Annotated in this window: 24 protein-coding genes; 18 read left to right on the top strand and 6 right to left on the bottom strand. The window is 71.5% G+C overall.

What is annotated here, in order from left to right:
* Positions 1–79 precede the first annotated feature (79 nt).
* Both AV521_RS14575 and AV521_RS14565 read right to left on the bottom strand, forming a co-directional pair.
* A complete protein-coding gene (locus AV521_RS14575) occupies positions 80–652 on the bottom strand; it encodes a DinB family protein (protein WP_076088301.1) in 573 nt (190 codons plus the stop codon).
* 283 nt (positions 653–935) lie between these two features.
* Complete coding sequence (locus AV521_RS14565; RefSeq protein ID WP_076088297.1) at positions 936–3,338, bottom strand: Tex family protein; 2,403 nt, start codon at positions 3,336–3,338, stop codon at positions 936–938.
* A gap of 222 nt (positions 3,339–3,560) precedes the next feature.
* Here AV521_RS14565 and AV521_RS14560 point away from each other — a divergent pair, with 222 nt between their 5' ends.
* Positions 3,561–4,520: a GlxA family transcriptional regulator gene (locus tag AV521_RS14560; RefSeq protein ID WP_076088295.1), complete on the top strand. Its 960-nt coding sequence runs from the start codon at positions 3,561–3,563 to the stop codon at positions 4,518–4,520.
* Between the two features lie 38 nt (positions 4,521–4,558).
* A complete protein-coding gene (locus AV521_RS14555; RefSeq protein ID WP_076088640.1) occupies positions 4,559–5,194 on the top strand; it encodes a DJ-1/PfpI family protein in 636 nt (211 codons plus the stop codon).
* Here AV521_RS14555 and AV521_RS14550 read toward each other — a convergent pair.
* Positions 5,181–5,954: an enoyl-CoA hydratase/isomerase family protein gene (locus AV521_RS14550; RefSeq protein WP_076088293.1), complete on the bottom strand. Its 774-nt coding sequence runs from the start codon at positions 5,952–5,954 to the stop codon at positions 5,181–5,183. The genes AV521_RS14555 and AV521_RS14550 overlap by 14 nt on opposite strands.
* A gap of 155 nt (positions 5,955–6,109) precedes the next feature.
* Between AV521_RS14550 and AV521_RS14545 the strand changes: the two genes are divergently transcribed.
* Positions 6,110–6,709 (top strand): HdeD family acid-resistance protein, encoded by a 600-nt coding sequence (locus AV521_RS14545; RefSeq protein WP_076088291.1) that lies wholly within the window; start codon positions 6,110–6,112, stop codon positions 6,707–6,709.
* A 176-nt stretch (positions 6,710–6,885) separates the two neighbouring features.
* Entirely contained in the window at positions 6,886–7,380 is a 495-nt protein-coding gene (locus AV521_RS14540; protein WP_076088638.1) for an ATP-binding protein, read from the top strand.
* 93 nt (positions 7,381–7,473) lie between these two features.
* On the opposite strand, the gene idi is transcribed toward AV521_RS14540, so the two are convergent.
* From idi to galE, 3 genes are all read right to left on the bottom strand, one after another.
* Positions 7,474–8,067, bottom strand: a complete 594-nt coding sequence (gene idi / locus AV521_RS14535; protein ID WP_076088289.1) for an isopentenyl-diphosphate Delta-isomerase — start codon at positions 8,065–8,067, stop codon at positions 7,474–7,476.
* 175 nt (positions 8,068–8,242) lie between these two features.
* Positions 8,243–9,184 (bottom strand): cation diffusion facilitator family transporter, encoded by a 942-nt coding sequence (locus AV521_RS14530; RefSeq protein WP_076088287.1) that lies wholly within the window; start codon positions 9,182–9,184, stop codon positions 8,243–8,245.
* Between the two features lie 186 nt (positions 9,185–9,370).
* Positions 9,371–10,342, bottom strand: coding sequence for a UDP-glucose 4-epimerase GalE (galE, locus tag AV521_RS14525; protein ID WP_076088285.1), 972 nt, complete (start codon positions 10,340–10,342; stop codon positions 9,371–9,373).
* 262 nt (positions 10,343–10,604) lie between these two features.
* Between galE and AV521_RS14520 the strand changes: the two genes are divergently transcribed.
* The 14 genes from AV521_RS14520 (at position 10,605) to AV521_RS14460 (ending at position 25,317) form a co-directional block, all read left to right on the top strand.
* Entirely contained in the window at positions 10,605–12,404 is a 1,800-nt protein-coding gene (locus AV521_RS14520) for a DUF5941 domain-containing protein (protein WP_076088283.1), read from the top strand.
* Positions 12,401–13,153: a sugar phosphate nucleotidyltransferase gene (locus tag AV521_RS14515; RefSeq protein ID WP_076088281.1), complete on the top strand. Its 753-nt coding sequence runs from the start codon at positions 12,401–12,403 to the stop codon at positions 13,151–13,153. The genes AV521_RS14520 and AV521_RS14515 overlap by 4 nt, the downstream gene beginning before the upstream one ends.
* Positions 13,141–14,202, top strand: coding sequence for an iron-containing alcohol dehydrogenase family protein (locus tag AV521_RS14510; protein ID WP_076088279.1), 1,062 nt, complete (start codon positions 13,141–13,143; stop codon positions 14,200–14,202). Before AV521_RS14515 ends, AV521_RS14510 begins: the two co-directional genes overlap by 13 nt.
* Positions 14,180–14,959 (top strand): CDP-alcohol phosphatidyltransferase family protein, encoded by a 780-nt coding sequence (locus AV521_RS14505; RefSeq protein ID WP_076088277.1) that lies wholly within the window; start codon positions 14,180–14,182, stop codon positions 14,957–14,959. Before AV521_RS14510 ends, AV521_RS14505 begins: the two co-directional genes overlap by 23 nt.
* Before the next feature lie 5 nt (positions 14,960–14,964).
* Positions 14,965–15,837 carry a glycosyltransferase family 2 protein gene (locus AV521_RS14500; protein ID WP_076088275.1) on the top strand — a complete coding sequence of 291 codons (873 nt, stop codon included), beginning with the start codon at positions 14,965–14,967 and terminating at the stop codon, positions 15,835–15,837.
* A 59-nt stretch (positions 15,838–15,896) separates the two neighbouring features.
* The gene (locus tag AV521_RS14495; protein WP_076088273.1) at positions 15,897–16,826 is read left to right on the top strand and encodes an ABC transporter permease; all 930 of its coding nucleotides are present in this window, start codon (positions 15,897–15,899) and stop codon (positions 16,824–16,826) included.
* Positions 16,819–17,628 (top strand): ABC transporter ATP-binding protein, encoded by an 810-nt coding sequence (locus AV521_RS14490; protein WP_076088271.1) that lies wholly within the window; start codon positions 16,819–16,821, stop codon positions 17,626–17,628. The genes AV521_RS14495 and AV521_RS14490 overlap by 8 nt, the downstream gene beginning before the upstream one ends.
* A 360-nt stretch (positions 17,629–17,988) precedes the next feature.
* Positions 17,989–18,885, top strand: coding sequence for a squalene synthase HpnC (gene hpnC, locus AV521_RS14485; protein WP_076088269.1), 897 nt, complete (start codon positions 17,989–17,991; stop codon positions 18,883–18,885).
* On the top strand, positions 18,882–19,844 hold the full coding sequence (gene hpnD / locus AV521_RS14480) for a presqualene diphosphate synthase HpnD (RefSeq protein ID WP_076088267.1): 963 nt from the start codon (positions 18,882–18,884) through the stop codon (positions 19,842–19,844). The genes hpnC and hpnD overlap by 4 nt, the downstream gene beginning before the upstream one ends.
* Entirely contained in the window at positions 19,844–19,972 is a 129-nt protein-coding gene (locus tag AV521_RS52675; protein WP_371917038.1) for a DUF6380 family protein, read from the top strand. The genes hpnD and AV521_RS52675 overlap by 1 nt, the downstream gene beginning before the upstream one ends.
* The gene (gene hpnE, locus AV521_RS14475; RefSeq protein WP_076088265.1) at positions 19,969–21,402 is read left to right on the top strand and encodes a hydroxysqualene dehydroxylase HpnE; all 1,434 of its coding nucleotides are present in this window, start codon (positions 19,969–19,971) and stop codon (positions 21,400–21,402) included. The genes AV521_RS52675 and hpnE overlap by 4 nt, the downstream gene beginning before the upstream one ends.
* Positions 21,402–22,535: a polyprenyl synthetase family protein gene (locus tag AV521_RS14470; RefSeq protein WP_076088263.1), complete on the top strand. Its 1,134-nt coding sequence runs from the start codon at positions 21,402–21,404 to the stop codon at positions 22,533–22,535. Before hpnE ends, AV521_RS14470 begins: the two co-directional genes overlap by 1 nt.
* Positions 22,536–22,649: 114 nt before the next feature.
* Positions 22,650–24,674 carry a squalene--hopene cyclase gene (gene shc, locus AV521_RS14465; RefSeq protein WP_076088261.1) on the top strand — a complete coding sequence of 675 codons (2,025 nt, stop codon included), beginning with the start codon at positions 22,650–22,652 and terminating at the stop codon, positions 24,672–24,674.
* Position 24,675: 1 nt separating this feature from the next.
* Positions 24,676–25,317: a 1-hydroxy-2-methyl-2-butenyl 4-diphosphate reductase gene (locus AV521_RS14460; protein WP_076088259.1), complete on the top strand. Its 642-nt coding sequence runs from the start codon at positions 24,676–24,678 to the stop codon at positions 25,315–25,317.
* The last annotated feature ends 4 nt before the right edge of the window (positions 25,318–25,321 follow it).

Here is a 25,321-nt window from a genome sequence, read left to right as displayed (position 1 = left end):
GTCATTCGGCTGCGGCGCCGTCGTGGCTGGCCGCTCCCCCAATGCGGCGGAGCCGCATACCGAGACAGCCCCGCGTCCCTCAGGGTGTTGCTGCCGCCGCCTCCTTCGCCGCTCGCTCTACGCGGCCGACGTGCTCGGGGTCGTACGGCGCGAGGTTGAGTCCGTCCGGACGCCGGCCCGCCGACCCATCGATCAACTCCCGTACGACATCGGCGTGTCCGGCGTGCCGGTGGGTCTCGGCGATCATGTGGGTGAGGATCCGGTGCAGGGTCATGTCCTTGCCCGGCCCGCCCGGTATCCGGCCCACCGCGTCCAGCGGCAGCGCGGCGATGGTCTCGTCGGAGTGCGCCCACGCCGTCCGGTACCCGGCGACGATGTCCTCGCGTGCCTCGTCGGCCCGCGCCCACAGGCCGGCGTCCGGCTCCGCGTCCCCGGTGACCCACAGCGGCGTCCCGGCGAACGGCCGGCCGAAGGTCGCCCCGAAGTACAGCGCCTCGGCGCCGGTCAGATGCTTCACCAGGCCCAGCAGACTGGTCCTGGTCGGGGTCAGCGGGCGGCGCACGTCGTACTCCGACAAGCCCTCCAGCTTCCACAGCAGTACGTCGCGTGCGTCCTGGAGATACACCCGCAGGTCGTCCTTGGGATCGGTCATGAGGCCAGTCCGCTGGCAGGACGATCTTCAGGCCATGGATTACGGGCGAGACGGGGCTACGTCCGATGGGACGGCCGAACCGTGAGATCCGGGACCGACACCCGGGCCGTCAGGAACTCCCGCTCGCCCGGCCCCCGGTGGAGCCCGTGCCGCAGCACCGGCGTCGTGTTGCCGTCCCGTACCCCCGGCTCTCGCCGACGTCCAAGGTGATGACGCGTGCTGTCGGCATACCCGGCACCGTACGGCACGGGGCCGGAGCCGCAATGGCCCCGGCCCCGTCCGGTCAGCGCTTCTTCGGGTCGAGGAGACCCGCGCGGCGCAGCGCGTCGGCCATCGCGCTGTTGGCCGGGGCCGGCGCCTGCCGCCCGCCCCGGTCGCCGCCGCCACGGCCCTGCCGCTGCCCCTGACCCTGGCCGCCCTGCCGCTGCTGGGGCGGCCGTCCGCCGCCGCGCTGCTGCCGTCCGCCGCCCTGGCCGCCCTGCGGGGCTGCCTCGTCGTCGAGGCGCAGGGTCAGCGCGATCCGCTTGCGCGGGATGTCCACGTCCAGGACCTTGACCTTGACGATGTCACCCGGCTTGGCGACATCGCGCGGGTCCTTGACGAACGTCCTGGACATCGCCGACACATGGACCAGGCCGTCCTGGTGGACGCCGACGTCCACGAACGCGCCGAAGGCGGCCACGTTCGTCACCACGCCCTCCAGGACCATCCCTGCGGACAGGTCGGAGATCTTCTCCACGCCCTCCTTGAAGGTGGCCGTCTTGAAGGCCGGACGCGGGTCGCGCCCCGGCTTCTCCAACTCCTTGAGGATGTCCGTCACCGTCGGCAGACCGAAGGTGTCGTCCACGAACTGGGCCGGCTTCAGCGAGCGCAGCACACCCGTGTTGCCGATGAGGGAGGCCACCTCCTGGCCCGTGGTCTTCACCATGCGGCGGACCACCGGGTAGGCCTCGGGGTGCACGCTGGAGAAGTCCAGCGGGTCGTCGCCGCCGCGGATGCGCAGGAAGCCCGCGCACTGCTCGAACGCCTTCGGACCGAGCCGCGCCACCTTCTTCAGCTCCGAGCGGGACGTGAACGGGCCGTTCGTGTCCCGGTGCGCCACGATGTTCTCGGCGAGGCCCGAGGAGATGCCGGACACCCGCGAAAGCAGCGGCACGGACGCGGTGTTGACGTCCACGCCGACGCCGTTCACACAGTCCTCGACGACCGCGTCCAGCGAACGGGACAGCTTCACCTCGGACAGGTCGTGCTGGTACTGGCCGACGCCGATGGACTTCGGGTCGATCTTGACCAGCTCGGCCAGCGGGTCCTGCAGCCGCCGCGCGATGGACACCGCGCCGCGCAGCGACACGTCCATGTCGGGCAGCTCCTGCGAGGCGTACTGCGACGCCGAGTACACCGACGCGCCCGCCTCGGACACCATCACCTTGGTGAGCTTCAACTCCGGGTGCCTGGTGATCAGTTCACCGGCGAGCTTGTCGGTCTCGCGGGACGCCGTGCCGTTGCCGATCGCGATCAGCTCGACCGTGTGCTCCTTCGCGAGCCGCGCCAGCTTGGCGATCGCCTCGTCCCACTTGTTGGCCGGGACGTGCGGGTAGATCACGTCCGTGGCGACGACCTTGCCGGTCGCGTCGACCACGGCGACCTTCACGCCCGTACGGAAACCCGGGTCCAGGCCCAGTGTCGCGCGCGTGCCGGCCGGGGCGGCCAGCAGCAGGTCGCGCAGGTTCGCCGCGAAGACGTTCACCGCCTCGTCCTCGGCGGCCGTGCGCAGCCTCAGGCGCAGGTCGATGCCGAGGTGGACGAGGATGCGGGTGCGCCAGGCCCAGCGGACCGTGTCCGTCAGCCACTTGTCGGCCGGCCGGCCCCGGTCGGCGATCGCGAACCGGTGCGCGACGATGCCCTCGTACGACGACGGACCCGATGGGGACTCAGCGGCCTCCTCCGGCTCCAGGACGAGGTCGAGGACCTCCTCCTTCTCGCCGCGCAGCATCGCGAGGATGCGATGCGAGGGCAGCTCGGTGAACGGCTCGGCGAAGTCGAAGTAGTCGGCGAACTTGGCGCCCGCCTCCTCCTTGCCCTCGCGCACCTTCGCGGCCAGCCGCCCGCGCACCCACATGCGCTCACGCAGCTCGCCGATCAGGTCCGCGTCCTCCGAGAACCGCTCGGTGAGGATCGCCCGCGCGCCGTCCAGGGCGGCCTGCGGATCGGCGACGCCCTTGTCGGCGTCCACGAACGCGGCGGCGGCCGCCAGCGGCTCCACCGTCGGATCGCCCAGCAGGCCCTCCGCCAGCGGCTCCAGACCGGCCTCGCGCGCGATCTGCGCCTTGGTGCGCCGCTTGGGCTTGTACGGGAGGTAGATGTCCTCCAGTCGCGCCTTGGTCTCGGCGCCGCGGATCCGTGCCTCCAGCTCGTCGGTGAGCTTGCCCTGCTCGCGCACCGACTCCAGGATCGCGGTCCGCCGCTCCTCCAGCTCCCGCAGATAGCGCAGCCGTTCCTCGAGTGTGCGCAGCTGCGCGTCGTCGAGCATCTCGGTCGCTTCCTTGCGGTAGCGGGCGATGAAGGGCACGGTCGAACCGCCGTCGAGCAGTTCCACCGCGGCCTTCACCTGCCGCTCCCGTACGCCGAGTTCCTCGGCGATCCTGCCTTCGATGGATCCTGCTTCGATGGATCCGGGTGTCGTCACGATCCCGTACCGCCTTCTCCACTGAGGTTGCGCGGCAATTGTGGCAGGTGACACCGACAACCGGGGATCAGGGCGGTTTCCCGGCGGGCCGCCGCGCCGGTCGGCGCGCCCGGTGCGGCGCCGGACCCGCCGCTGACCGGCGTGCCCTCCACGACGCCGATGGCAGAAAAGGTGGGAAACACGTCATTGCGGCCATGCCTCCGGCGGCGAAGAATCGAGGGCATGGCGCAGCGAACTGTTCTCTTCGTCCTCTTCGACGGCGTCCAGAGCCTCGACGTCACCGGCCCGCTGGAGGTGTTCGCCGGCGCGGAGAAGCACACACCGGGCACCTACCGGGTCCGTACGGCTTCCCTGGATGGCGGCCCGGTGCGCACCTCCGGCGGCCTGACCCTCGTACCGGACGAGGCGCTCACCACGGCCCCCGACCCGCACACCCTGCTGGTGCCCGGCGGCGAGGGCACGCGTCTGCCCGACCCGCGGCTGATCGCCTGGCTACGCGTCCGCGGACCGCGTGTCCCGCGGCTGGTCTCGGTGTGCACGGGCGCCATCCTGGTCGCCGCCGCGGGACTCCTCGACGGCCGCCGGGCGACCACCCACTGGGCCTACTGCGACAAGCTCGCCCGCGACCACCCGGCCGTCGCCGTGGATCCGGAGCCCATCTACGTCCGGGACGGGCACGTCGCCACCTCGGCCGGGGTGACCTCCGGTATCGACCTGGCCCTCGCCCTGGTCGAGGAGGACCTGGACCGGGACGTCGCCCTCGCCGTCGCCCGGCACCTGGTGGTCTTCCTGCGCCGGCCCGGCAACCAGGCGCAGTTCAGCGCCCAGCTCGCGGCTCAGACCGCGCAGCGCGCACCTCTCCGGGAGGTCCAGCGCTGGATCACCGAGCACCCGGCCGGCGACCTCACGGTCGAGTCGCTCGCCGCCCGGGCCGGCCTGTCACCCCGCCACTTCGCCCGCGCCTTCCGCGAGGAGACCGGCATGACACCCGGCCGCTACGTCGACCGGGTCCGTCTGGAACACGCCCGCCGCCTGCTGGAGGACACCGCCGACGGCATCGAGGAGATCGCCCGCACCAGCGGCTACGGCACCCCCGAGGCCATGCGCCGCGCCTTCGTCAAGACCCTGGGCACGGCCCCGGCCGAGTATCGCCGCCGTTTCCGCCCCGCCACCGCCCGCTGAACCCCGACCCTCGCCACCGTCCGATGAAGGAGAACATCATGCAGATCGCCATCGTCGTGTACGACCGCTTCACCGCCCTGGACGCCGTCGGCCCGTACGAGATCCTCTCCCGCCTCCCCGATGCCGAGACCGTGTTCGTCGCCGAACGCACCGGGTCCGTCCGCACCGACACCGGTGCGCTCGCGGTCGTCGCGGACCGGTCGCTCGCCGAGGTCACGCGTCCGGACGTCGTGGTGGTGCCGGGCGGCCCGGGCCAGCAGGCCCTGATGGAGCACCGGCCCCTGCTCGACTGGCTGTGCGCCGTCGACGCGACGAGCACCTGGACGACCTCGGTGTGCACGGGCTCGCTGCTGCTCGCCGCCGCCGGACTCCTGGACGGCCGCCGCGCGACCTCGCACTGGCTGGCACTGGACCAGCTGAAGCGGTTCGGCGCCGAGCCGACGGAGGAGCGGGTGGTGGCGGACGGGAAGTACGTCACCGCCGCCGGTGTCTCCGCAGGCATCGACATGGCCCTCACCCTGTCCGGCCGCATCGCCGGTGACGAGTACGCGCAGGCCGTCCAGCTGGCCACGGAGTACGACCCGCAGCCGCCCTACGCCGCCGGATCCCCGCGCAAGGCCCCCGCCCGGGTCGTCGAGGAACTGCGCGCCCGGAGCCGTTTCATCCTGATGTAGACGCTGACCCTGGCCCGGACACGCTCCAGGCGAAGCGCGGCTGCCGGCGCTCCAGGAACGCGGCGACGCCTTCCGCGGTGTCGGGGTTGCCCCTGGCCTGCTCGGCCCAGTGGGCGTCCCGGTCGGTCCGGCCGCCCGCGAACTCCTTCGCGGCGGCCTGGGTGAGCTGCGAGCGGGAGACCAGGATCCGGGTCAACTCCGCCACCCGCTTGTCCAGTTCGCCCTCCGGCAGCACCTCGTCCACCAGCCCGGTGCCGAGCGCCCGCCGGGCGTCGATCAACTCCGCGGTGAACAACAGGTACTTGGCGGTGGCCGGGCCCACCAGCGACACCAGCCGACGGGTCGAGGAGGCCGGATAGACGATCCCGAGCCGCGCCGGCGTCACCCCGAACAGCGTGCCCTCCTCCGCCAGCCGCAGATCGCAAGCCGCGGCGAGCTGCGCCCCGCCGCCCACGCAGTGCCCGCGTACGGCGGCCAGGGTGGGCTTGGGAAACGCGGCGAGTGCCTCCTCGGCCGCCACCGCGAGCGCCTGGGCCTCGGCCGGTGAGCCCTGGAGCGTGCTGATGTCGGCGCCCGCACAGAAGGTCCCGCCCTCCCCGGTCAGCACCAGCGCCCGCACGCCCGGGTCGCGCGCGAACGTGTCCAGCAGCGGGGGCAGCGCACGCCACATCGCCGCGGTCATGGCGTTGCGCTTGGCCGGGTGGCGGATGACGACGGTGGCGACGGCGCCTTCGATGTGATGCGACAGCTGGGGCTCCATGCGCGGATCGTATCGGGGGGTCCGGCGCGGCCGGGAAGAGCGGGCGGGTTCGAGAAGACCCGGCGAGTTACGGAATCCGGCTCAGCGGGGACAACAGGGAAAGAGGGATAAAAGGGAAAGACGGGCATTAAATCCGCGCGATCAAGGAGCTGGCGATGGCCAAGGCCGGCAAGCGCACAGACAGGGCGACGAGGCTGCACCGGGGATTCGGCCTGCTCGCCGCGCTCGGCGTGATCCTCGTACTCGCCGGGCTCGTCGGACTCTTCTACACCGCGGTCGCCACGCTCACCTCGATGCTGCTGTTCGGCTGGCTGCTGCTGATCGGCGGGATCGTCGGCCTGCTGCACTCGATCCAGGCCCGCGGCACCAGCTTCTTCTGGCTCGGCGTCGTCGTCGCCGCCCTCAACATCGCGGCCGGCGTCGTCGTCATCCGGCTGCCGCACGCGGCGGCCGCCGCGCTCACCATGTTCGCCGCGCTGCTGTTCCTCTCCGCGGGCCTGTTCCGGCTGGTCGGCAGCATGGTCGTGCGCGGACCGCAGTTCGGCTGGACGCTGCTGCTCGGCGCCTTCGACCTGCTGCTCGGGATTCTGGTCCTCGGCCACTGGCCGAGCAGCAGCCAGTACGTCATCGGGGCCTTCTTCTCGCTCGCCCTGCTCTTCGACGGCCTCGGCCTCGTGGCCACCGGCTACGGCGGACGCCGTATCGTCGGGCTCGTCTCCGAACAGGGGCCGTCCGGGGCCATACCACCCGACTAGTTCGCGAACCGGCGTCCTTCGGAGACAGGAACAGTCCTACACGTGACCGTGTCATACGCACTCGGTCAGAAACCGCCCGATACTCGCTGACTTGTGTTCAGGTGCGTGGACCGGCGCGGATCGTTACCAACACTCGACGTGTGGTGACAATCGAGCGCGAGGGTGGCGACCGGACGATGGACAACCACGGGCGCGGGGACGACCCGCGCCCAGCGGGGGGCGCCGAGCGGCCCCCCGATCCTCTGCCGTACGAGGGCATCTGGCGCTTCACCGCCGCCGCGGTGGACGCCTCGGTCCCGCAGGCCCGGCATGCCGTACGGGACCTGCTGCTGCGCCAGGGCGTGCCGCTCTCCGACGAGCTGGAGTACGGCCTGCTGCTGATCGTCTCCGAGCTGGTCACCAACGCGGTCCGGCACGCGGCGCTGCTGTCGCCGACGCTGGCGGTGGAGGTCGCCGTCGGAGCCGAGTGGGTGCGGGTGTCCGTGGAGGACAACCATCCCTACCGCCCGACCGCTCTGGAGGCCGACCACGGCCAGACCGGCGGCCGGGGCCTGCTCCTGGTTCGCGAGGTGGCGCAAGAGGCGGGCGGAACCGTCGATGTGGAGCACACCGCGAGCGGCGGCAAGGTGATCTGGGCCGCCCTGCCGCTCAAGCCCGGGACACCGCTGTAGCGCCGCGTCTCTCCGTGAGGCTGCCGTAGGGTGTGGCCTCCGTGACGCTGCCGTAGTTGCCCGCAGCCCCCGTTACGGCTGCCGCAGCGCCCCTCACCAGCCCGCGGACGGGCCCGTCAGTTCCCTGATGGCCGGGCGGGCCGCGTCCAGGACGGTCATGAACCACGCCGAGAACGGGTCGCGCTCGTGCCGCTCCGTCAGCTCGGCCGCCGTCACGAAGGCGGTCCCGCCGACCTCCCCCGGATCCGGGGCGAGCGGCGCCTGCACCAGGCCGACGAAGAGGTGGTTGTACTCCTGCTCGACCAGGCCCGAGGACGGGTCCGGATGGTTGTAGCGGACCCGGCCCGCCTCCGCGAGCAGCGAGGGGGACACACCCAGCTCCTCGAACGTGCGCCGGGCCGCGGCGGCGAACGGCGCCTCACCGGGGAAGGGGTGGCCGCAGCAGGTGTTGGACCAGACACCGGGGGAGTGGTACTTGCCGAGCGCCCGCTGCTGGAGGAGCAGTCGGCCCTGTTCGTCGAAGAGGAACACCGAGAACGCGCGGTGCAGCTGTCCGGGCGGCTGGTGGGCGGCGAGCTTCTCCGCCGTACCGATCGTGACACCCTTCTCGTCGACCAGTTCCAGCAGAATCGCCTCTTCGGTGCCATTCGACGAGCTGTGCGTCGCGGTGGCAGGTGTGATCGGCATACCCATCCTTCGCCTCGGTCTTCGCACCTCAAGTCTGCCGTACGAATCCGGCACTCCCGGCACTTTCCGCCATGTCGACGCGCGGCGCCGTGCCGAAAGCCGGACCCGGTAGATCATCGTGCCCGGCCGGATAAGCACGGAATCGTCCCGGGGTGTCGAACACCTGAGCGGACCTTCAGTGGCACAGGCGGGCTTCGTGCTCCGCGTGCCCGCCCGGCTCCAGCTGGAAGGTGCAGTGCTCCACGTCGAAGTGATCGCCGAGGCAGCCCTGCAGTTCGTGCAGCAGCTTCTCGTGCCCGATGGCGCTGAGCGCGTCCGAGCTGACCACCACGTGCGCCGACAGCACCGGCATGCCCGAAGTGATCGTCCAGGCATGCAGGTCGTGTACGTCCTCCACGCCGTCCAGCGCCAGGATGTGCGCCCGCACCTCGGTCATGTCGACGTTCTTCGGAGCCGCCTCCAGCAGCACGTCCAGCGTCTCGCGCAGCAGCTTCAGCGTCCTCGGCACGATCATCAGGCCGATGACGATCGAGGCGACCGGGTCGGCGGTCTGCCAGCCGGTGGTCAGGATCACCGCCCCCGAGACCAGCACCGCCCCCGAGCCCAGCGCGTCCGCGGCCACCTCCAGAAAGGCGCCGCGCACGTTCAGGCTCTCCTTCTGCCCGCGCATCAGCAGGGTCAGCGAGACCGAGTTCGCGACGAGGCCGATCAGACCGAACACGACCATCAGGCCGCCACGGGTGTCCGCGGGCGTCACGAACCGCTCGACCGCCTCGTACAGGACGTATCCGCCGACCCCGAGCAGCAGCAGACAGTTGGCCAGGGCGGCGAGGATCTCGGCGCGGGCGTAGCCGAAGGTGCGGTTGGTGCTCGGCGGGCGGTTGGCGAAGTGGATCGCGAGCAGGGCCATGCCGAGGCCCACCCCGTCGGTCGCCATGTGCGCCGCGTCCGCGATCAGCGCGAGCGAGTCCGCGAGCAGGCCGCCGACGATCTCCACGACCATGATCGTGAGCGTGATGCCCAGCGCGATCCGCAGCCGGCCCCGGTACGCCGCCGCAGCCGTACCCGTGGCCGGCGCATGGCTGTGCGCATGCCCGTGGTCGTGCCCTGCCCCCATGACAACCGCCCTTTCCCGTTCCGTCCGGCAGGGCCCAGTGAACTACGGGTGGGGGGTATGGGGCAACGCGGCACTGAACACCGTTGTCATGTGTCCTGACCTGCGGAAACGTTCCGCAGGTCAGGATGGGGTGGCCTGAGGCGGTGGGTCCGCCGGCGGCCTGGTGCCGCGCTGCACCCGCCCGGCTCACCGACCGCGGTGCAGCTGCCACCCCCGCCAGGCCGACTCCGCCATCTCGGGCACCCCGCGCCCGGCCCGCCAGCCCAGTTCCTTGGCGGCCCGCTCGGCAGAGGCGACCGCACGCGGCGCGTCCCCCGGCCGGCGTCCCTCCACCACCGGCTCCCGGCGGTCCCCGGTGACCTCCCCGATGACCGTGATCAGCTCGCGCACCGAGACACCCTCGCCCCGCCCGATGTTCAGCGTCAGATCGCCGGACAGGTCCCCGCCGGCGAGCCGCCGTGCCGCCGCGAGATGAGCCTCGGCGAGGTCGGCCACATGGATGTAGTCCCGGACACAGGTGCCGTCCGGCGTCGGATAGTCGTCGCCGAAGATCCGCGGGGCCTCGTCGCGGGTGAGCCGGTCGAAGACCATCGGCACGATGTTGAACACGCCCGTGTCCGCCAGCTCCGGCGCCGCCGTGCCCGCCACGTTGAAATACCGCAGGCACACCGTGGAGATGCCGTGCGCCCGCCCGGCGGCCCGCACCAGCCACTCCCCGGCCAGCTTGGTCTCGCCGTAGGGGTTCACCGGCGCGCACGGGGTGTCCTCGGTGATCAGGTCCACGTCGGGATTGCCGTACACCGCCGCCGACGAGGAGAACAGCAGCTGCCGGATCCCGGCCCCGGCCATCGCGTCCAGCAGCGTGGCGAGGCCGCCCACGTTCTCCCGGTAGTAACGGGTGGGCTCGGCCACCGACTCGGCGACCTGTTTGCGCGCCGCGAGATGGACGACTCCCGTGACGCCGTACTCCTTGAAGACCCGGGCGAGCAGTTCGCCGTCCAGCGTCGAGCCCGGGACGAGCGGGACGTCTGCCGGGAGCCGCTCGGGCACCCCCGCCGACAGGTCGTCCAGCGCCACGACGCTCTCCCCGGCGCCGTCCATGGCCCGTGCCACATGCGCCCCGATGTATCCGGCTCCGCCGGTGATCAGCCAAGTCATGGTCGTCCACCCTAAGGGCCCGTCCGCCTGTCCCGGTTGCCCGGTTCTGCGCCGACGGTTTGTGGGGTGGGCCCCGGATCCCCGATGATGATCGCGGCAAAGGACCGGGCAGCACTCGTGGGCCGGACCGTGAACGGCCGGTGAACAGGGGTTCCCGCCCATCGGATAGCCTCTGCCGACATGCCGCCCGGGTGCCGCGGACAGGGCGCCCCATCATGTGAGAGACCGGCGCCACGCGTCGGCACCCAGGGAGTGAGTTCGGTTGTCGACCGCCATCGTCACGGGTCAGCCCGTGCCCGGATCGTCCCTCGAGAACGATCTGCGGGCGCTCGGCTTCGACGTCCGGGTGGCAGCGGACGCAGCCGAGGCCGAGACCCTGCTCGCCGCCGCTCCGGCCGGCGAGCGCGTGGCCCTGGTCGACGCCCGCTTCGTCGGCCACCCGCACGCGCTGCGCCTCGGCCTGACCGACCCGCGCTTCCCGCTCTCCGCCGTCCCCGGCGCCGTCACCGCCCAGCCGGCCGCCCGGCAGGAGCTGACCCGGGCGGTGGCCCGCGAGACCTCGGCCGGCGGCGGTACGGCGCTCGCCGTGGACAGCCTCGCCGACCGCATCGTCACCGCCCTGGACGCCGACGGCTGCGCGGTGCACCGGCCGGAGCTGGGCAGCCTGGTCGCCGCCGTCCCCGCCGACCCGCAGGCCCGCAACGAGGCCCGCCAGGCCGTCGCCGCCGTCGACGACGAGGCCGTACGCCTGAAGTCGGCCGTGAAGTCCCGCGACGGCTTCTTCACCACGTTCTTCATCAGTCCCTACTCGCGCTACCTCGCCCGCTGGTGCGCCCGCCGAGGCCTGACCCCGAACCAGGTCACCACGGCCTCCCTGCTCACCGCCCTGATCGCGGCGGGCTGCGCGGCGACGGGCACGCGCGCGGGGTTCATCGCGGCCGGCGTCCTGCTCATCGCCTCCTTCGTCCTGGACTGCGCCGACGGCCAGCTCGCCCGCTACGCGCTGAAGTACTCCACGCTCGGCGCCTGGCTCGACGCCACCTTCGACCGGGCCAAGGAGTACGCCTACTACGCGGGCCTCGCCCTCGGTGCGGCCCGCGGCGGCGACGACGTGTGGGCTCTCGCCCTCGGCGCGATGGTCCTGCAGACCTGCCGGCACACAGTGGACTTCGCCTTCAACGAGGCCAACCACGACGCCACCGCCAACACCAGCCCGACCGCCGCCCTCTCCGACAAGCTCGACAGCGTCGGCTGGACGATATGGCTGCGGCGGATGATCGTGCTGCCCATCGGTGAGCGCTGGGCGATGATCGCGATCCTGACCGCGGCCACCACGCCCCGGATCACCTTCTACGTCCTGCTCATCGGCTGCGCCCTCGCGGCGACGTACACCACGGCGGGCCGGGTGCTGCGGTCCCTGACCCGCAAGGCGCGCCGCACCGACCGGGCCGCCCGGGCGCTCGCGGACCTCGCCGACTCCGGCCCGCTCGCCGAGGCCGTACAGCGCATGCTCAAGCGCGGCCTGCCGGGCCTCGCCGTACCCGCCGTCGCCTTCCTCGGCGGCGCCGCGGTCGTCGCCTGCTCCGCCCTCACCGACCACGGCTCGGTGCTGCCGGTGATCGGCGCCCTGGTCTACGTCCTGACCTCGGCCTTCGTCGTCGCCCGCCCTCTCAAGGGCGCCCTCGACTGGCTGGTCCCGCCCCTCTTCCGGGCCGCCGAGTACGGCACCGTCCTGGCCCTCGCCGGTAAGGCGGGGGTAAACGGGGCCCTTCCTGCGGCTTTCGGGCTGGTGGCCGCCGTCGCCTACCATCACTACGACACGGTGTACCGCATCCGCGGCGACGCCGGGGCGCCCCCGGCCTGGCTGGTGCGCGTCATCGGGGGGCACGAAGGGCGGACGCTGCTGGTCACCGTTCTGGCCGCGTTGCTCATCGCCCCGCAGTTCACGGTCGCGCTCACGGCCCTCGCCGTGGCCGTCGCCCTCGTGGTGCTCGTCGAGAGCATCCGCTTCTGGGTCTCCGCAGGGGCCCCAGCCGTACACGACGAAGGAGAACCCGCATGATCGGCCTCGTGCTGGCGGCCGGCGCCGGACGGCGTCTGCGCCCCTACACCGACACCCTGCCCAAGGCACTGGTGCCGGTGGGCCCGGACGGCATAGAGGACTCGATCACCGTGCTCGACCTGACCCTCGGCAACTTCGCCGAGATCGGGCTGACCGAGGTCGCGATCATCGTCGGCTACCGCAAGGAGGCCGTCTACGAGCGCAAGGCGGCCCTGGAGCAGAAGTACGGCCTCAAGCTCACCCTCATCGACAACGACAAGGCCGAGGAGTGGAACAACGCCTACTCCCTGTGGTGCGGCCGTGACGCCCTCAAGGACGGTGTGATCCTTGCCAACGGCGACACCGTCCACCCGGTCTCCGTCGAGAAGACGCTACTCGCGGCGCGTGGCGAAGGTAAGAAGATCATTCTTGCCCTCGACACCGTGAAGTCCCTCGCGGACGAGGAGATGAAGGTCGTCGTCGACGCCGGCAAGGGCATGACGAAGATCACCAAGCTGATGGATCCCGCCGAGGCCACCGGCGAGTACATCGGCGTCACTCTGATCGAGGGCGACGCCGCCCCCGATCTGGCCGACGCGCTGAAGACGGTCTGGGAGACCGACCCGCAGCAGTTCTACGAGCACGGCTACCAGGAGCTGGTCAACCGCGGCTTCCGGATCGACGTGGCGCCGATCGGCGACGTCCAGTGGGTCGAGATCGACAACCACGACGACCTCGCCAAGGGACGGGAGATCGCGTGCCGCTACTGACCCGGCTCATTCCCTCGCCGGTCGTCGTCGACATCCGCCCGGGTGCCCTGGACGACCTGGCCTGTGTCCTCGCCGACGAGCGCATCGCGCAGTCCGGCCGGCTCGCCGTCGCCGTCAGCGGCGGCTCCGGCGCCAAGCTGCGCGAGCGCATCGCCCCCTCCCTGCCCGGCGCCACCTGGTACGAGGTCGGCGGAGGCACCCTCGACGACGCGATCCGGCTGGCCGGCGAGATGAAGTCCGGCCACTACGACGCAGTGGTCGGGCTCGGCGGCGGCAAGATCATCGACTGCGCCAAGTTCGCCGCGGCCCGCGTCGGCCTGCCCCTGGTCGCCGTACCCACGAACCTCGCGCACGACGGTCTGTGCTCGCCGGTCGCCACGCTCGACAACGACGCCGGACGCGGCTCCTACGGCGTGCCGAACCCGATCGCGGTCGTCATCGACCTGGACGTGATCCGCGAGGCTCCCGCCCGGTTCGTGCGGGCCGGCATCGGCGACGCGATCTCCAACATCAACGCGGTCGCGGACTGGGAGCTGTCCAACCGGGTCACCGGCGAGAAGATCGACGGTCTCGCCGCGGCCATGGCCCGCCAGGCCGGCGAGGCGGTGCTGCGCCACCCCGGAGGCATCGGCGACAACGGCTTCCTCCAGGTGCTCGCCGAGGCGCTGGTCCTCACCGGTATCTCGATGTCGATCTCCGGAGACTCCCGGCCCGCCTCCGGCTCCTGTCACGAGATCAACCACGCCTTCGACCTGCTGTTCCCCAAGCGGGCGGCCGCCCACGGCGAACAGTGCGGGCTCGGCGCGGCCTTCGCGATGTATCTGCGCGGGGCCCACGAGGAGGCGGTGCACACCGCCGTCGTGCTGCGCCGGCACGGGCTCCCGGTGCTGCCGGAGGAGATCGGCTTCACCCTGGACGAGTTCGTCCGCGCGGTGGAGTTCGCCCCCGAGACCCGGCCCGGCCGCTACACGATCCTCGAGCACCTCGACCTCAAGACGAACCAGATCAAGGACATCTACGCCGACTATGTCAAGGCCATCGGTAGCTGAACTCCGTCCGGTCGTCCACCCCGCGGGGGTGAAGGACCGGCGCAGCGGTGAGCACTGGGCGGGACGCCTCTACATGCGCGAGGTGTCCCTGCGCATCGACCGCTACCTGGTCACCACCAGCGTCACGCCCAACCAGCTCACGTACCTGATGACCGTCTGCGGCGTGCTCGCGGCCCCGGCCCTGCTGGTGCCGGGGATCTGGGGCGCCGTGCTCGGCGTGGTCGCCACCCAGCTGTATCTGCTGCTGGACTGCGTCGACGGCGAGATCGCCCGCTGGAAGAAGCAGTACTCCCTGAACGGTGTCTACCTGGACCGCGTCGGCGCCTATCTGACCGACGCGGCCGTCCTGGTGGGCCTCGGCCTGCGCGCCGCCGACCTGTGGGGCAGCGGCCGGATCGACTGGCTCTGGGCCTTCCTCGGCACCCTCGCCGCGCTCGGCGCCATCCTGATCAAGGCCGAGACCGACCTGGTCGGCGTCGCCCGGCACCAGGCCGGCAAGCCGCCCGTGCAGGAGGCCGCCGCCGAGCTGCGCTCCTCCGGCATGGCGCTGGCCCGGCGGGCCGCCGCGGCGCTCAAGTTCCACCGCCTCATCCTCGGCATCGAGGCCTCGCTGCTGATCCTGGTCCTCGCGATCGTCGACCAGGTCCGCGGCGACCTGTTCTTCACCCGGCTCGGCACGGCCGTCCTCGCCGGCATCGCCCTGCTGCAGACCCTGCTGCACCTGGTGTCCATCCTCGCCTCCAGCAGGCTGAAGTGAGCGCCGTGAAGGTCGGCGCCGTCATCATCACGATGGGCAACCGGCCCGAGGAGCTGCGGGCCCTCATCGACTCGGTCGCCAAGCAGGACGGCGACCCGGTCGAGGTGGTCGTCGTCGGCAACGGCTCGCCCGTCCCGGACGTCCCCGACGGCGTACGGACGGTGGAGCTGCCCGAGAACCTCGGCATCCCAGGCGGCCGCAACGTCGGCACGGAGGCCTTCGGGCCCAGCGGTCGCGAGGTGGACATACTGCTCTTCCTCGACGACGACGGCCTGCTCGCCCGTCACGACACCGCCGAGCTGTGCCGCGAGGCCTTCGCCGCGGACCCCGAGCTGGGCATCGTCAGCTTCCGCATCGCCGACCCCGACACCGGTGAGACCCAGCGCCGGCACGTGCCCCGGCTGCGGGCCTCCGACCCGATGCGCTCCTCACGCGTCACCACCTTCCTCGGCGGCGCCAACGCCGTACGCACCCGGGTCTTCGCCGAGGTCGGCGGCCTGCCGGACGAGTTCTTCTACGCCCATGAGGAGACCGACCTGGCCTGGCGGGCCCTTGACGCCGGCTGGATGATCGACTACCGGTCCGACATGGTGCTGTACCACCCGACCACCGCGCCCTCGCGGCACGCGGTCTACCACCGCATGGTCGCCCGCAACCGGGTCTGGCTGGCCCGCCGCAACCTCCCCGCCCCCCTGGTCCCGGTCTATCTCGGGGTCTGGATGCTGCTCACGCTGCTGCGCCGTCCGTCCCGGCCGGCCCTGCGGGCCTGGTTCGCCGGATTCCGCGAGGGCTGGACGACGCCGTGCGGCCCGCGCCGTCCCATGCGCTGGCGCACGGTGTGGCGGCTGACCCGACTCGGCCGGCCTCCGGTGATCTGAGAAGCTTCTCTTACCGAAGAGAGCAAGCTTCTTACCGAGAGAGTTCCGGATTTCCACTCGTGAGTCACATAAGCCATGACGACGGTGTCGCGGTGAACGCGATACCGTCGCCCGACGAGGGACTGACGGCCGCGCAGCTCGCCGCCAAGTACGGGCTCGCCGTCAGCGGCGCCCGTCCCTCACTCGCCGAGTACGTCCGCCAGCTGTGGGGGCGACGCCACTTCATCCTCGCCTTCTCCCAGGCGAAGCTGACCGCGCAGTACAGCGAGGCCAAGCTGGGCCAGCTGTGGCAGGTCGCGACACCGCTGCTCAACGCGGGCGTGTACTACTTCATCTTCGGCGTGATCCTGCACGCGAGCCGCGGCCTGTCCCAGGACGTGTACATCCCGTTCCTGGTCACGGGTGTGTTCGTCTTCACGTTCACGCAGAGCTCCGTCATGTCGGGCGTCCGCGCGATCTCCGGGAACCTGGGCCTGGTGCGCGCCCTGCACTTCCCGCGCGCCTCGCTGCCCATCTCCTTCTCGCTGCAGCAGCTCCAGCAGCTGCTCTTCTCGATGATCGTGATGTTCGTCGTGGCGATCGGCTTCGGCAGCTATCCGAGTTTGGCCTGGCTGCTGATCGTGCCCGTCCTGCTGCTGCAGTTCCTGTTCAACACCGGGCTCGCGCTGATCGTGGCCCGTATGGGCGCCAAGACCCCGGACCTCGCCCAGCTGATGCCGTTCATCCTGCGCACCTGGATGTACACCTCGGGCGTCATGTTCTCCATCAGCAAGATCATGGAGGGCCGCTCCGAGATCGCCGTCCGGCTGCTCCAGGTCAACCCGGCCGCGGTCTACATGGACCTGATGCGCTACGCGCTGATCGACGGCTACGGCGCCGCGAATCTGCCGCCGCATGTATGGGCCATCGCGCTGCTCTGGGCCGTGGTCGTCTTCGCCGGCGGTTTCGTGTACTTCTGGCAGGCGGAGGAGAGGTACGGCCGTGGCTGAGCAGCACGCCGAGCAGGCCACCGAAGCTCCGGAGGAACGCCGCCCGACGGTCATCGCGGACGACCTGCACATCGTCTACCGCGTCAACGGCGCCAAGTCCGGCAAGGGCAGCGCGACGGCCGCGCTCAGCAGGATCCTGAAGCGAGGCTCCGACGACGCGGCGAGGGGCGTGCGCAAGGTGCACGCCGTGCGCGGGGTGTCCTTCGTCGCCTACCGCGGCGAGGCCATCGGCCTGATCGGCTCCAACGGTTCCGGCAAGTCCACGCTGCTGCGCGCCATCGCCGGTCTGCTGCCCGCCGAGAAGGGCAAGGTCCACACCGACGGCCAGCCCTCGCTGCTCGGCGTGAACGCGGCTCTGATGAACGACCTGACCGGCGAGCGGAACGTGATCCTCGGGGGTCTCGCCATGGGCATGTCCCGGGAGCAGGTCAAGGAGCGCTACCAGGGCATCGTCGACTTCTCGGGCATCGACGAGAAGGGCGACTTCATCACCCTGCCGATGCGGACGTACTCCTCCGGCATGGCGGCCCGGTTGCGGTTCTCCATCGCCGCCGCCAAGGACCACGACGTCCTCATGATCGACGAGGCGCTCGCCACCGGTGACCGCAAGTTCCAGAAGCGATCCGAGGAACGCATCCGGGAACTGCGCAAGGAGGCCGGCACGGTGTTTCTGGTCAGCCACAACAACAAGTCCATCCGTGACACCTGCGACCGCGTCCTGTGGCTGGAACGCGGCGAGCTGCGCATGGACGGACCGACCGAAGAGGTATTGCGGGAGTACGAGAACTTCACGGCCAAGTAGCCCGTTTCGGCCAGAGCCTCGCCGGTAGCCGTCCGGCGGGCCCCCGCGTCCGTAACGGAAGCGTCAACTCCGGCCTGTGGCAGGAATCTTGGAACCAATCGGTGTGTTGTTGTGATGTGCAGGACACCCCGGCGGACCTTACTGCGTTGTACAACGTAAGCTGTACTGGTGCCGGAAAGCGGCAAGTGGGGCGATAATGCGCGACATCGTGCGCCAGGGCGACCCCGCGAATTGCTGGGCGGCGTGTCCGAAATAGTGTGTATTGGGTCGGCAGTGTAGAACGGGAGATGTGACGGCAATGGCTACGGAAACTCCCCAGCTCAACGCAGCATGTGCCGTCCCCGCCCCGGGCAGCGCCCGATGATGGCCACCGAGGCGGCGCCTCAGCTGGAACGCGCCACTCTGGACAAAGCCACGAGCGAGAACTTTCCCGTGGCCCCTTTCTTCCTGCCCCGGGCGTGGCGCGACGACCTCATGGCCGTCTACGGCTTCGCCCGCCTGGTCGACGACATCGGTGACGGTGACCTCGCCCCCGGCGGCGCCGACGCCCGGGCGCTCGGCGTGTCGCCCGCCGAGGCCGAGGACCGTCTGCTCCTCCTCGACGCCTTCGAGGCCGACCTGCGCCGCGTCTTCGACGGCACCCCCGGCCATCCGCTGCTGCGCCGCCTGCAGTCCACCGTCCGCCGCCGCTCCCTCACCCCCGAACCCTTCCTCGGCCTGATCGCCGCCAACCGCCAGGACCAGCTCGTCACCCGGTACGAGACCTACGGCGACCTCCTCGCCTACTGCGAACTGTCCGCCAACCCCGTCGGCCGCCTCGTCCTCGACGTCACCGGCACCTCGACCCCCGAGCGGATCCGCCTCTCCGACGCGATCTGCACCGCCCTGCAGATCGTGGAGCACCTCCAGGACGTCGCCGAGGACCTCGGCCGGGACCGGATCTACCTCCCGGCCGAGGACATGAAGCGCTTTCAGATCCAGGAAACGGATCTTGGCGCAAAAACCGCAGGCGCATCGGTGCGCGCCCTGGTTGCATACGAAGCACAACGCGCCCGCGATCTGCTGAATGAAGGCGCCCCCCTGGTGGGTAGCGTCCACGGCAGATTGAAGCTGCTGCTCGCGGGGTTCGTGGCGGGGGGAAGGGCGGCGATCCGGGCGATCGCCGCCGCCGAATACGACGTACTTCCCGGCCCGCCCAGACCCGGCAAGGTCCAGTTGCTGCGTGAGGCGGGCGTGATCCTGCGAGGAAAGGGGTGATCCGGACCGTGGATTCTCCGTCGCACGTGTCCGCACCGGTACTCGCCGCCTACAGCTACTGCGAGACCGTCACCGGGCAGCAGGCCCGTAACTTCGCCTACGGCATCCGGCTGCTGCCCACGCCCAAGCGCCGCGCCATGTCGGCGCTGTACGCCTTTTCCCGGCGCGTGGACGACATCGGCGACGGCGACCTGGCCGGCGAGGTGAAGCTGAAGCGGCTTGAGGACACCAGGGCACTGCTCGCCCGGGTACGGGACGGCGAGGTCGAGGAGGACGACACCGACCCGGTCGCGGTCGCCCTCGCCCATGCCGCACGCGCTTTCCCCATCCCGCTCGGCGGCCTCGACGAGCTGATCGACGGCGTCCAGATGGACGTGCGCGGCGAGACCTACGAGACCTGGGACGACCTGAAGGTCTACTGCCGGTGTGTCGCCGGTGCCATCGGCCGGCTCTCGCTCGGTGTGTTCGGCACCGAACCGGGAGCGCGCGGCGCCGAGCGCGCGTCCGAGTACGCCGACACCCTCGGTCTCGCGCTGCAGCTGACCAACATCCTCAGAGACGTCCGCGAGGACGCCGAGGGCGGCCGTACCTATCTGCCCGCCGACGACCTGGCCAAGTTCGGCTGCTCGGCCGGGTTCGACGGGCCGACTCCACCCGAGGGCTCCGACTTCGCGGGCCTCGTGCACTTCGAAGTGCGGCGGGCCCGCGCCCTTTTCGCCGAGGGCTACCGGCTGCTGCCCATGCTCGACCGGCGCAGCGGCGCGTGCGTCGCCGCCATGGCCGGTATCTACCGCCGGCTGCTGGACCGCATCGAGCGCGACCCGGAGGCCGTGCTGCGCGGCAGGGTCTCGCTGCCCGGACGGGAGAAGGCCTACGTCGCCGTACGCGGCCTGTCCGGTCTGGACACCCGGCATGTGACCCGCCATGTCTCGCCCCGGTCCGTCAGGAGGCGCGCCTGATGGTCCTTCCCGAACCAGGAGACGAGCGGCAGGCAACCCTGCGCTGCGGCGTGGCGTCCCTGACTGCGACGGCCGACCGTGCACCGTTCAACCTGCACGCTCGGCACGCAGGGAAGGACGCACGATGAGCGACGGCTCGCGCCCCGCACAGGCACACGGCACCGCGGTACCCGAAGGCGCGGCGCGCCGCAGCGCCGTCGTGGTCGGCGGCGGGCTCGCCGGGATCACCGCGGCGCTCGCGCTCGCCGACGCGGGCGTGCGTGTCACCCTGTTCGAAGGCAGGCCCAGGCTGGGCGGCCTCGCCTTCTCCTTCCAGCGCGGCGAGCTGACCGTCGACAACGGCCAGCATGTGTACCTGCGCTGCTGCACCGCCTACCGCTGGTTCCTCGACCGGATCGAGGGCGCGGCGCTGGCACCGCTGCAGGACCGCCTGGACGTGCCCGTCGTCGACGTCGCCAAGCCCGAGGGCAGACGGCTCGGCAGGCTGCGGCGCGACGCGCTGCCCGTCCCCCTCCACCTGGGGCGCAGCCTGGCCGCCTATCCGCACCTCTCGCTCGCCGAGCGTGCCGCGGTCGGGCGTGCCGCGCTCGCGCTGAAGGGGCTCGACCTCGCCGATCCGGCCCTGGACACCCAGGACTTCGGCAGCTGGCTGGCCGCGCACGGCCAGTCGGCACGCGCTGTCGAGGCCCTGTGGGACCTGGTCGGGGTCGCCACCCTCAACGCGGTCGCGGGCGACGCCTCGCTGGGGCTCGCCGCGATGGTGTTCAAGACCGGTCTGCTGTCCGACCCGGGCGCGGCCGACATCGGCTGGGCCCGCGTCCCGCTGGGCGAACTGCACGACCGGCTGGCCCGCAAGGCGCTCGACTCCGCGGGCGTCCGTACCGAGGTCCGTACACGCGTCACCTCCGTCTCTACCAACGAAAACGGCACCTGGAGCGTTCAGGTTCCCGGCGAGCGCCTCGAAACCGACGCCGTCGTCCTCGCCGTACCGCAGCGCGAGGCCCACGACCTGCTGCCGTCCGGCGCCCTCGACGCACCCGAGCGGCTGCTGGGGATCGGCACCGCGCCGATCCTCAACGTCCATGTCGTCTACGACCGCAAGGTCCTCGCACGCCCCTTCTTCGCGGCCCTCGGCACCCCGGTGCAGTGGGTCTTCGACCGTACCGACGCCTCCGGTCTCGGCGCGGGCCAGTACCTCGCGCTGTCCCAGTCGGCCGCACAGGACGAGATCGACCTGCCGGTCGCCGACCTGCGCGAGCGCTATCTGCCCGAGCTGGAGCGGCTGATCCCGGGTACCCGGGGCGCCGAGGTGCAGGACTTCTTCGTGACCCGGGAGCGCACGGCCACGTTCGCCCCCACCCCCGGCGTCGGGCGGCTGCGGCCCGGCGCCCGCACCAATGCCCCCGGCCTGTACCTGGCCGGAGCGTGGACCGCCACCGGGTGGCCCGCGACCATGGAGAGTGCGGTCCGCAGCGGCGTGAGCGCGGCCGACGCCGCCCTCAGCGCCCTGGGCCGGCCCCGCCCCCGCCATCTCTTCGAGTTCGAGGAGGCGGCCTGATGCCGTTCAGGCATGCGGCAGGCCCCCGCACCCCCGGTACCGCAACAAGAGGAGAGACTGTGCCCACTGTGCCCCCGGCCTCGACGCCCGTCCCACGGGCCGCGGTGGATGTGACCGCGCTGCTGGAGCGCGGCCGGACGCTGGCCACTCCGGTCCTGCGTGCGGCCGTCGACCGGCTGGCGTCTCCCATGGACACCGTCGCCGCCTACCACTTCGGCTGGATCGACGCCGCCGGCAATCCGGCCGACGGCGACGGCGGCAAGGCCGTGCGCCCCGCGCTCGCCGTGCTCTCCGCCGAGGTCACCGGTGCCGCGCCCGAGGTGGGCATCCCCGGCGCCGTCGCCGTCGAACTGGTCCACAACTTCTCGCTGCTGCACGACGACCTGATGGACGGCGACGAGCAGCGCCGGCATCGCGACACGGTCTGGAAGGTGCACGGCCCCGCCCAGGCGATCCTGGTCGGCGACGCCCTGTTCGCCCTCGCCAACGAGGTGCTGCTGGAGCTCGGCACGGTCGAGGCCGGCCGCGCCACCCGCCGTCTGACCACCGCCACCCGGGCCCTGATCGACGGTCAGGCACAGGACATCTCCTACGAGCACCGCGACCGGGTCAGCGTCGAGGAGTGCCTGGAGATGGAGGGCAACAAGACCGGCGCGCTGCTCGCGGCCTCCAGCTCCATCGGCGCGGTCCTCGGCGGCTCGGACGACGCCACCGCCGACGCGCTGGAGAAGTACGGCTACCACCTCGGCCTCGCCTTCCAGGCCGTCGACGACCTGCTCGGCATCTGGGGCGACCCGGAGGCCACCGGCAAGCAGACCTGGAGCGACCTGCGCCAGCGCAAGAAGTCCCTGCCGGTCGTCGCCGCACTCGCGGCCGGTGGCCCCGCGTCCGAGCAACTCGGCGAGATCCTCGCCGCGGACGCCAAGAGCAGCGACTTCGAGAACTTCTCCGAGGAGGAGTTCGCGGCCCGCGCGGCCCTCATCGAGCAGGCCGGCGGCCGCGACTGGACGGCCGGGGAAGCGCGCCGTCAGCACATCATCGCCATCGAAGCCCTCGACGCCGTCGACATGCCCGACCGGGTACGGGACTCCTTCACGGCGCTCGCCGACTTCGTCGTCGTACGAAAGAGATGATCACTATCGGTCGAACACTCGCGTAGTCGCCGGCCGGTGCCGCAGCACCTGCGGACACCGGCCGACGGCGGACCCACAGCAGCACGACTCGCACGACTGCACGAAGGGGAAGCCATGACAGCGACGACCGACGGAAGCACCGGGGCGACTGTGCCGACCCGCGCTGCCGCGGCCAGCGACACCATCGACGCCACCCCCGAGGCGGCCGGGGTACCAGAAGCCGCCGCTCGCGCCGCACGGCGCGCCACCGACTTCCTGCTCGCGCGGCAGGACGGCCAGGGCTGGTGGAAGGGCGACCTGGAGACCAACGTCACCATGGACGCCGAGGACCTGCTGCTCCGTCAGTTCCTGGGAATCCGCGACGAGAAGACCACGCAGGCCGCCGCGATGTTCATCCGCGGCGAGCAGCGCGAGGACGGCACCTGGGCGACCTTCTACGGCGGGCCCGGCGAACTGTCCACCACCATCGAGGCCTACGTCGCTCTGCGCCTGGCCGGCGACATGCCCGACGCCCCGCACCTGGCGAAAGCTTCCGCCTGGATCCGCGAGCGCGGCGGAATCGCCGCCTCCCGGGTGTTCACCCGGATCTGGCTCGCCCTGTTCGGCTGGTGGAAGTGGGAGGACCTGCCCGAACTCCCGCCGGAGCTCATCTACTTCCCGGCCTGGATGCCGCTCAACATCTACGACTTCGGCTGCTGGGCCCGGCAGACCATCGTGCCGCTGACCGTCGTCTCGGCCAAGCGGCCGGTGCGCCCGGCGCCCTTCCCGCTGGACGAACTGCACACCGACCCGGCCGACCCCAACCCGGCCAAGCCGCTTGCCCCGGTGGCCAGTTGGGACGGCGCCTTCCAGCGGCTGGACAAGGCGCTGCACCAGTTCCGCAAGGTCGCCCCGCGCCGGCTCCGCAGGGCCGCGATGAACTCCGCCGCCCGCTGGATCATCGAGCGACAGGAGAACGACGGCTGCTGGGGCGGCATCCAGCCCCCGGCCGTGTACTCGGTCATCGCCCTGCACCTGCTCGGCTACGACCTTGAGCACCCGGTGATGCGCGAGGGCCTCGCCTCGCTGGACCGTTTCGCCGTATGGCGCGAGGACGGCGCCCGGATGATCGAGGCCTGCCAGTCGCCGGTGTGGGACACCTGTCTCGCCACCATCGCGCTCATCGACGCCGGGCTGCCCGCCGATCATCCGCAACTGGTCAGGGCGGCCGACTGGATGCTCGGCGAGGAGATCGTGCGGCCCGGCGACTGGGCCGTGAAGCGCCCCGGACTGCCGCCGGGTGGCTGGGCGTTCGAGTTCCACAACGACAACTACCCCGACATCGACGACACCGCCGAGGTCGCCCTCGCACTGCGCCGGGTCCGGCACCACGACCCCGAGCGCGTGGACCGGGCCATCGGGCGCGCCGTACGCTGGAACCTCGGGATGCAGTCGAAGAACGGCGCATGGGGCGCCTTCGACGTCGACAACACCAGCCCGTTCCCGAACCGGCTGCCGTTCTGCGACTTCGGCGAGGTCATCGACCCGCCGTCGGCGGACGTCACCGCGCACGTCGTGGAGATGCTCGCCGCCGAGGGCCTCGCCCACGATCCGCGCACCCGGCGCGGCATCGAGTGGCTGCTCGCCGAACAGGAGCCGGACGGCTCGTGGTTCGGCCGCTGGGGCGTCAACTACGTCTACGGCACGGGGTCGGTCCTCCCCGCGCTGACCGCCGCCGGGCTGCCCGGCACGCACCCGGCGATCCGGCGGGCCGTGGCCTGGCTGGAGGGCGTGCAGAACGACGACGGCGGCTGGGGCGAGGACCTGCGCTCCTACAAGTACGTCAAGGAGTGGAGCGGCCGGGGCGCCTCGACCGCCTCGCAGACCGCGTGGGCGCTGATGGCGCTGCTCGCGGCCGGCGAGCAGGACTCCAAGGCCGTCGAGCGCGGCATCCGCTGGCTGGCCGACACCCAGCAGGAGGACGGCACCTGGGACGAGCCGCACTTCACCGGTACCGGCTTCCCCTGGGACTTCTCCATCAACTACCACCTGTACCGGCAGGTCTTCCCGCTCACCGCGCTCGGCCGGTATCTGCACGGCGACCCCTTCGAGCGCGATCTGCTCGCGAGGAAACCCCAGGCCGAGGCCAAGGTGAGCTGAATTGACCAACCAGCCCGCACCTGCCCCGCTGCTGATCGCCTGCGCGCTCGGCATCGAGCATCTGGCCCTGCGCACGGGGGACAGGGGCGGGGCGGACGGGCCGGTTTCCTTCCTCCGTACGGGCATGGGGCCCCGTGCGGCGGAACGCTCCGTCACCCGGCAGCTCTCCGGCCCGGCGCTGGCCGACGCGGCCGTACTGGCCACCGGCTTCTGTGCCGGGCTCGCGCCCGGTATGCATCCAGGCGATCTGGTCGTCGCCGAGGAGACCCGGGACCCGCGCGGCACCGTCGCCTGCGTGGGCACCGAGCTGCTGGTCAAGGAACTCGTGCGCCTGCTGCCCGGACGCACGGTCCACACCGGGCCGCTCACCGGCTCCGACCACGTGGTACGCGGCCCCGAACGGTCCCAGCTGCGCGCGACCGGCGCGCTCGCGGTCGACATGGAGTCGGCGGCCACGCTGCTCGCCGCCGTCCGCGGCGGCGAGCGCCCGGTTGCGGCCGTACGGGTGGTCGTGGACGCCCCAGAACATGAACTCGTCCGGATCGGAACGGTGCGCGGTGGAATATCTGCTTTCCGCGTTCTTCGTTCCGTTCTTCCCGCATTTTATGAATGGCACCGTTCTTTGTTGCTCCCCCGGAGGTGAGCCA

Source organism: Streptomyces sp. IMTB 2501 (genome assembly GCF_001953885.1).
Classification (GTDB): domain Bacteria; phylum Actinomycetota; class Actinomycetes; order Streptomycetales; family Streptomycetaceae; genus Streptomyces.
This window is presented reverse-complemented; position numbering and strand designations above follow the sequence as displayed.

Excerpts from the sequence above, each read along its gene's own strand:
- AV521_RS14515 (WP_076088281.1), top strand. The coding sequence starts at position 12,401 with ATGATCGGCCTCGTGCTGGCGGCCGGCGCCGGACGGCGTCTGCGCCCC.
- hpnE (WP_076088265.1), top strand. The coding sequence starts at position 19,969 with ATGAGCGACGGCTCGCGCCCCGCACAGGCACACGGCACCGCGGTACCC.
- AV521_RS14540 (WP_076088638.1), top strand. The coding sequence starts at position 6,886 with ATGGACAACCACGGGCGCGGGGACGACCCGCGCCCAGCGGGGGGCGCC.
- AV521_RS14575 (WP_076088301.1), bottom strand. The coding sequence starts at position 652 with ATGACCGATCCCAAGGACGACCTGCGGGTGTATCTCCAGGACGCACGC.
- AV521_RS52675 (WP_371917038.1), top strand. The coding sequence starts at position 19,844 with ATGGTCCTTCCCGAACCAGGAGACGAGCGGCAGGCAACCCTGCGCTGC.
- galE (WP_076088285.1), bottom strand. The coding sequence starts at position 10,342 with ATGACTTGGCTGATCACCGGCGGAGCCGGATACATCGGGGCGCATGTG.
- AV521_RS14555 (WP_076088640.1), top strand. The coding sequence starts at position 4,559 with ATGCAGATCGCCATCGTCGTGTACGACCGCTTCACCGCCCTGGACGCC.
- hpnC (WP_076088269.1), top strand. The coding sequence starts at position 17,989 with ATGATGGCCACCGAGGCGGCGCCTCAGCTGGAACGCGCCACTCTGGAC.
- AV521_RS14550 (WP_076088293.1), bottom strand. The coding sequence starts at position 5,954 with ATGGAGCCCCAGCTGTCGCATCACATCGAAGGCGCCGTCGCCACCGTC.
- AV521_RS14470 (WP_076088263.1), top strand. The coding sequence starts at position 21,402 with ATGCCGTTCAGGCATGCGGCAGGCCCCCGCACCCCCGGTACCGCAACA.
- AV521_RS14560 (WP_076088295.1), top strand. The coding sequence starts at position 3,561 with ATGGCGCAGCGAACTGTTCTCTTCGTCCTCTTCGACGGCGTCCAGAGC.
- AV521_RS14545 (WP_076088291.1), top strand. The coding sequence starts at position 6,110 with ATGGCCAAGGCCGGCAAGCGCACAGACAGGGCGACGAGGCTGCACCGG.
- shc (WP_076088261.1), top strand. The coding sequence starts at position 22,650 with ATGACAGCGACGACCGACGGAAGCACCGGGGCGACTGTGCCGACCCGC.
- idi (WP_076088289.1), bottom strand. The coding sequence starts at position 8,067 with ATGCCGATCACACCTGCCACCGCGACGCACAGCTCGTCGAATGGCACC.
- AV521_RS14530 (WP_076088287.1), bottom strand. The coding sequence starts at position 9,184 with ATGGGGGCAGGGCACGACCACGGGCATGCGCACAGCCATGCGCCGGCC.
- AV521_RS14505 (WP_076088277.1), top strand. The coding sequence starts at position 14,180 with ATGTCAAGGCCATCGGTAGCTGAACTCCGTCCGGTCGTCCACCCCGCG.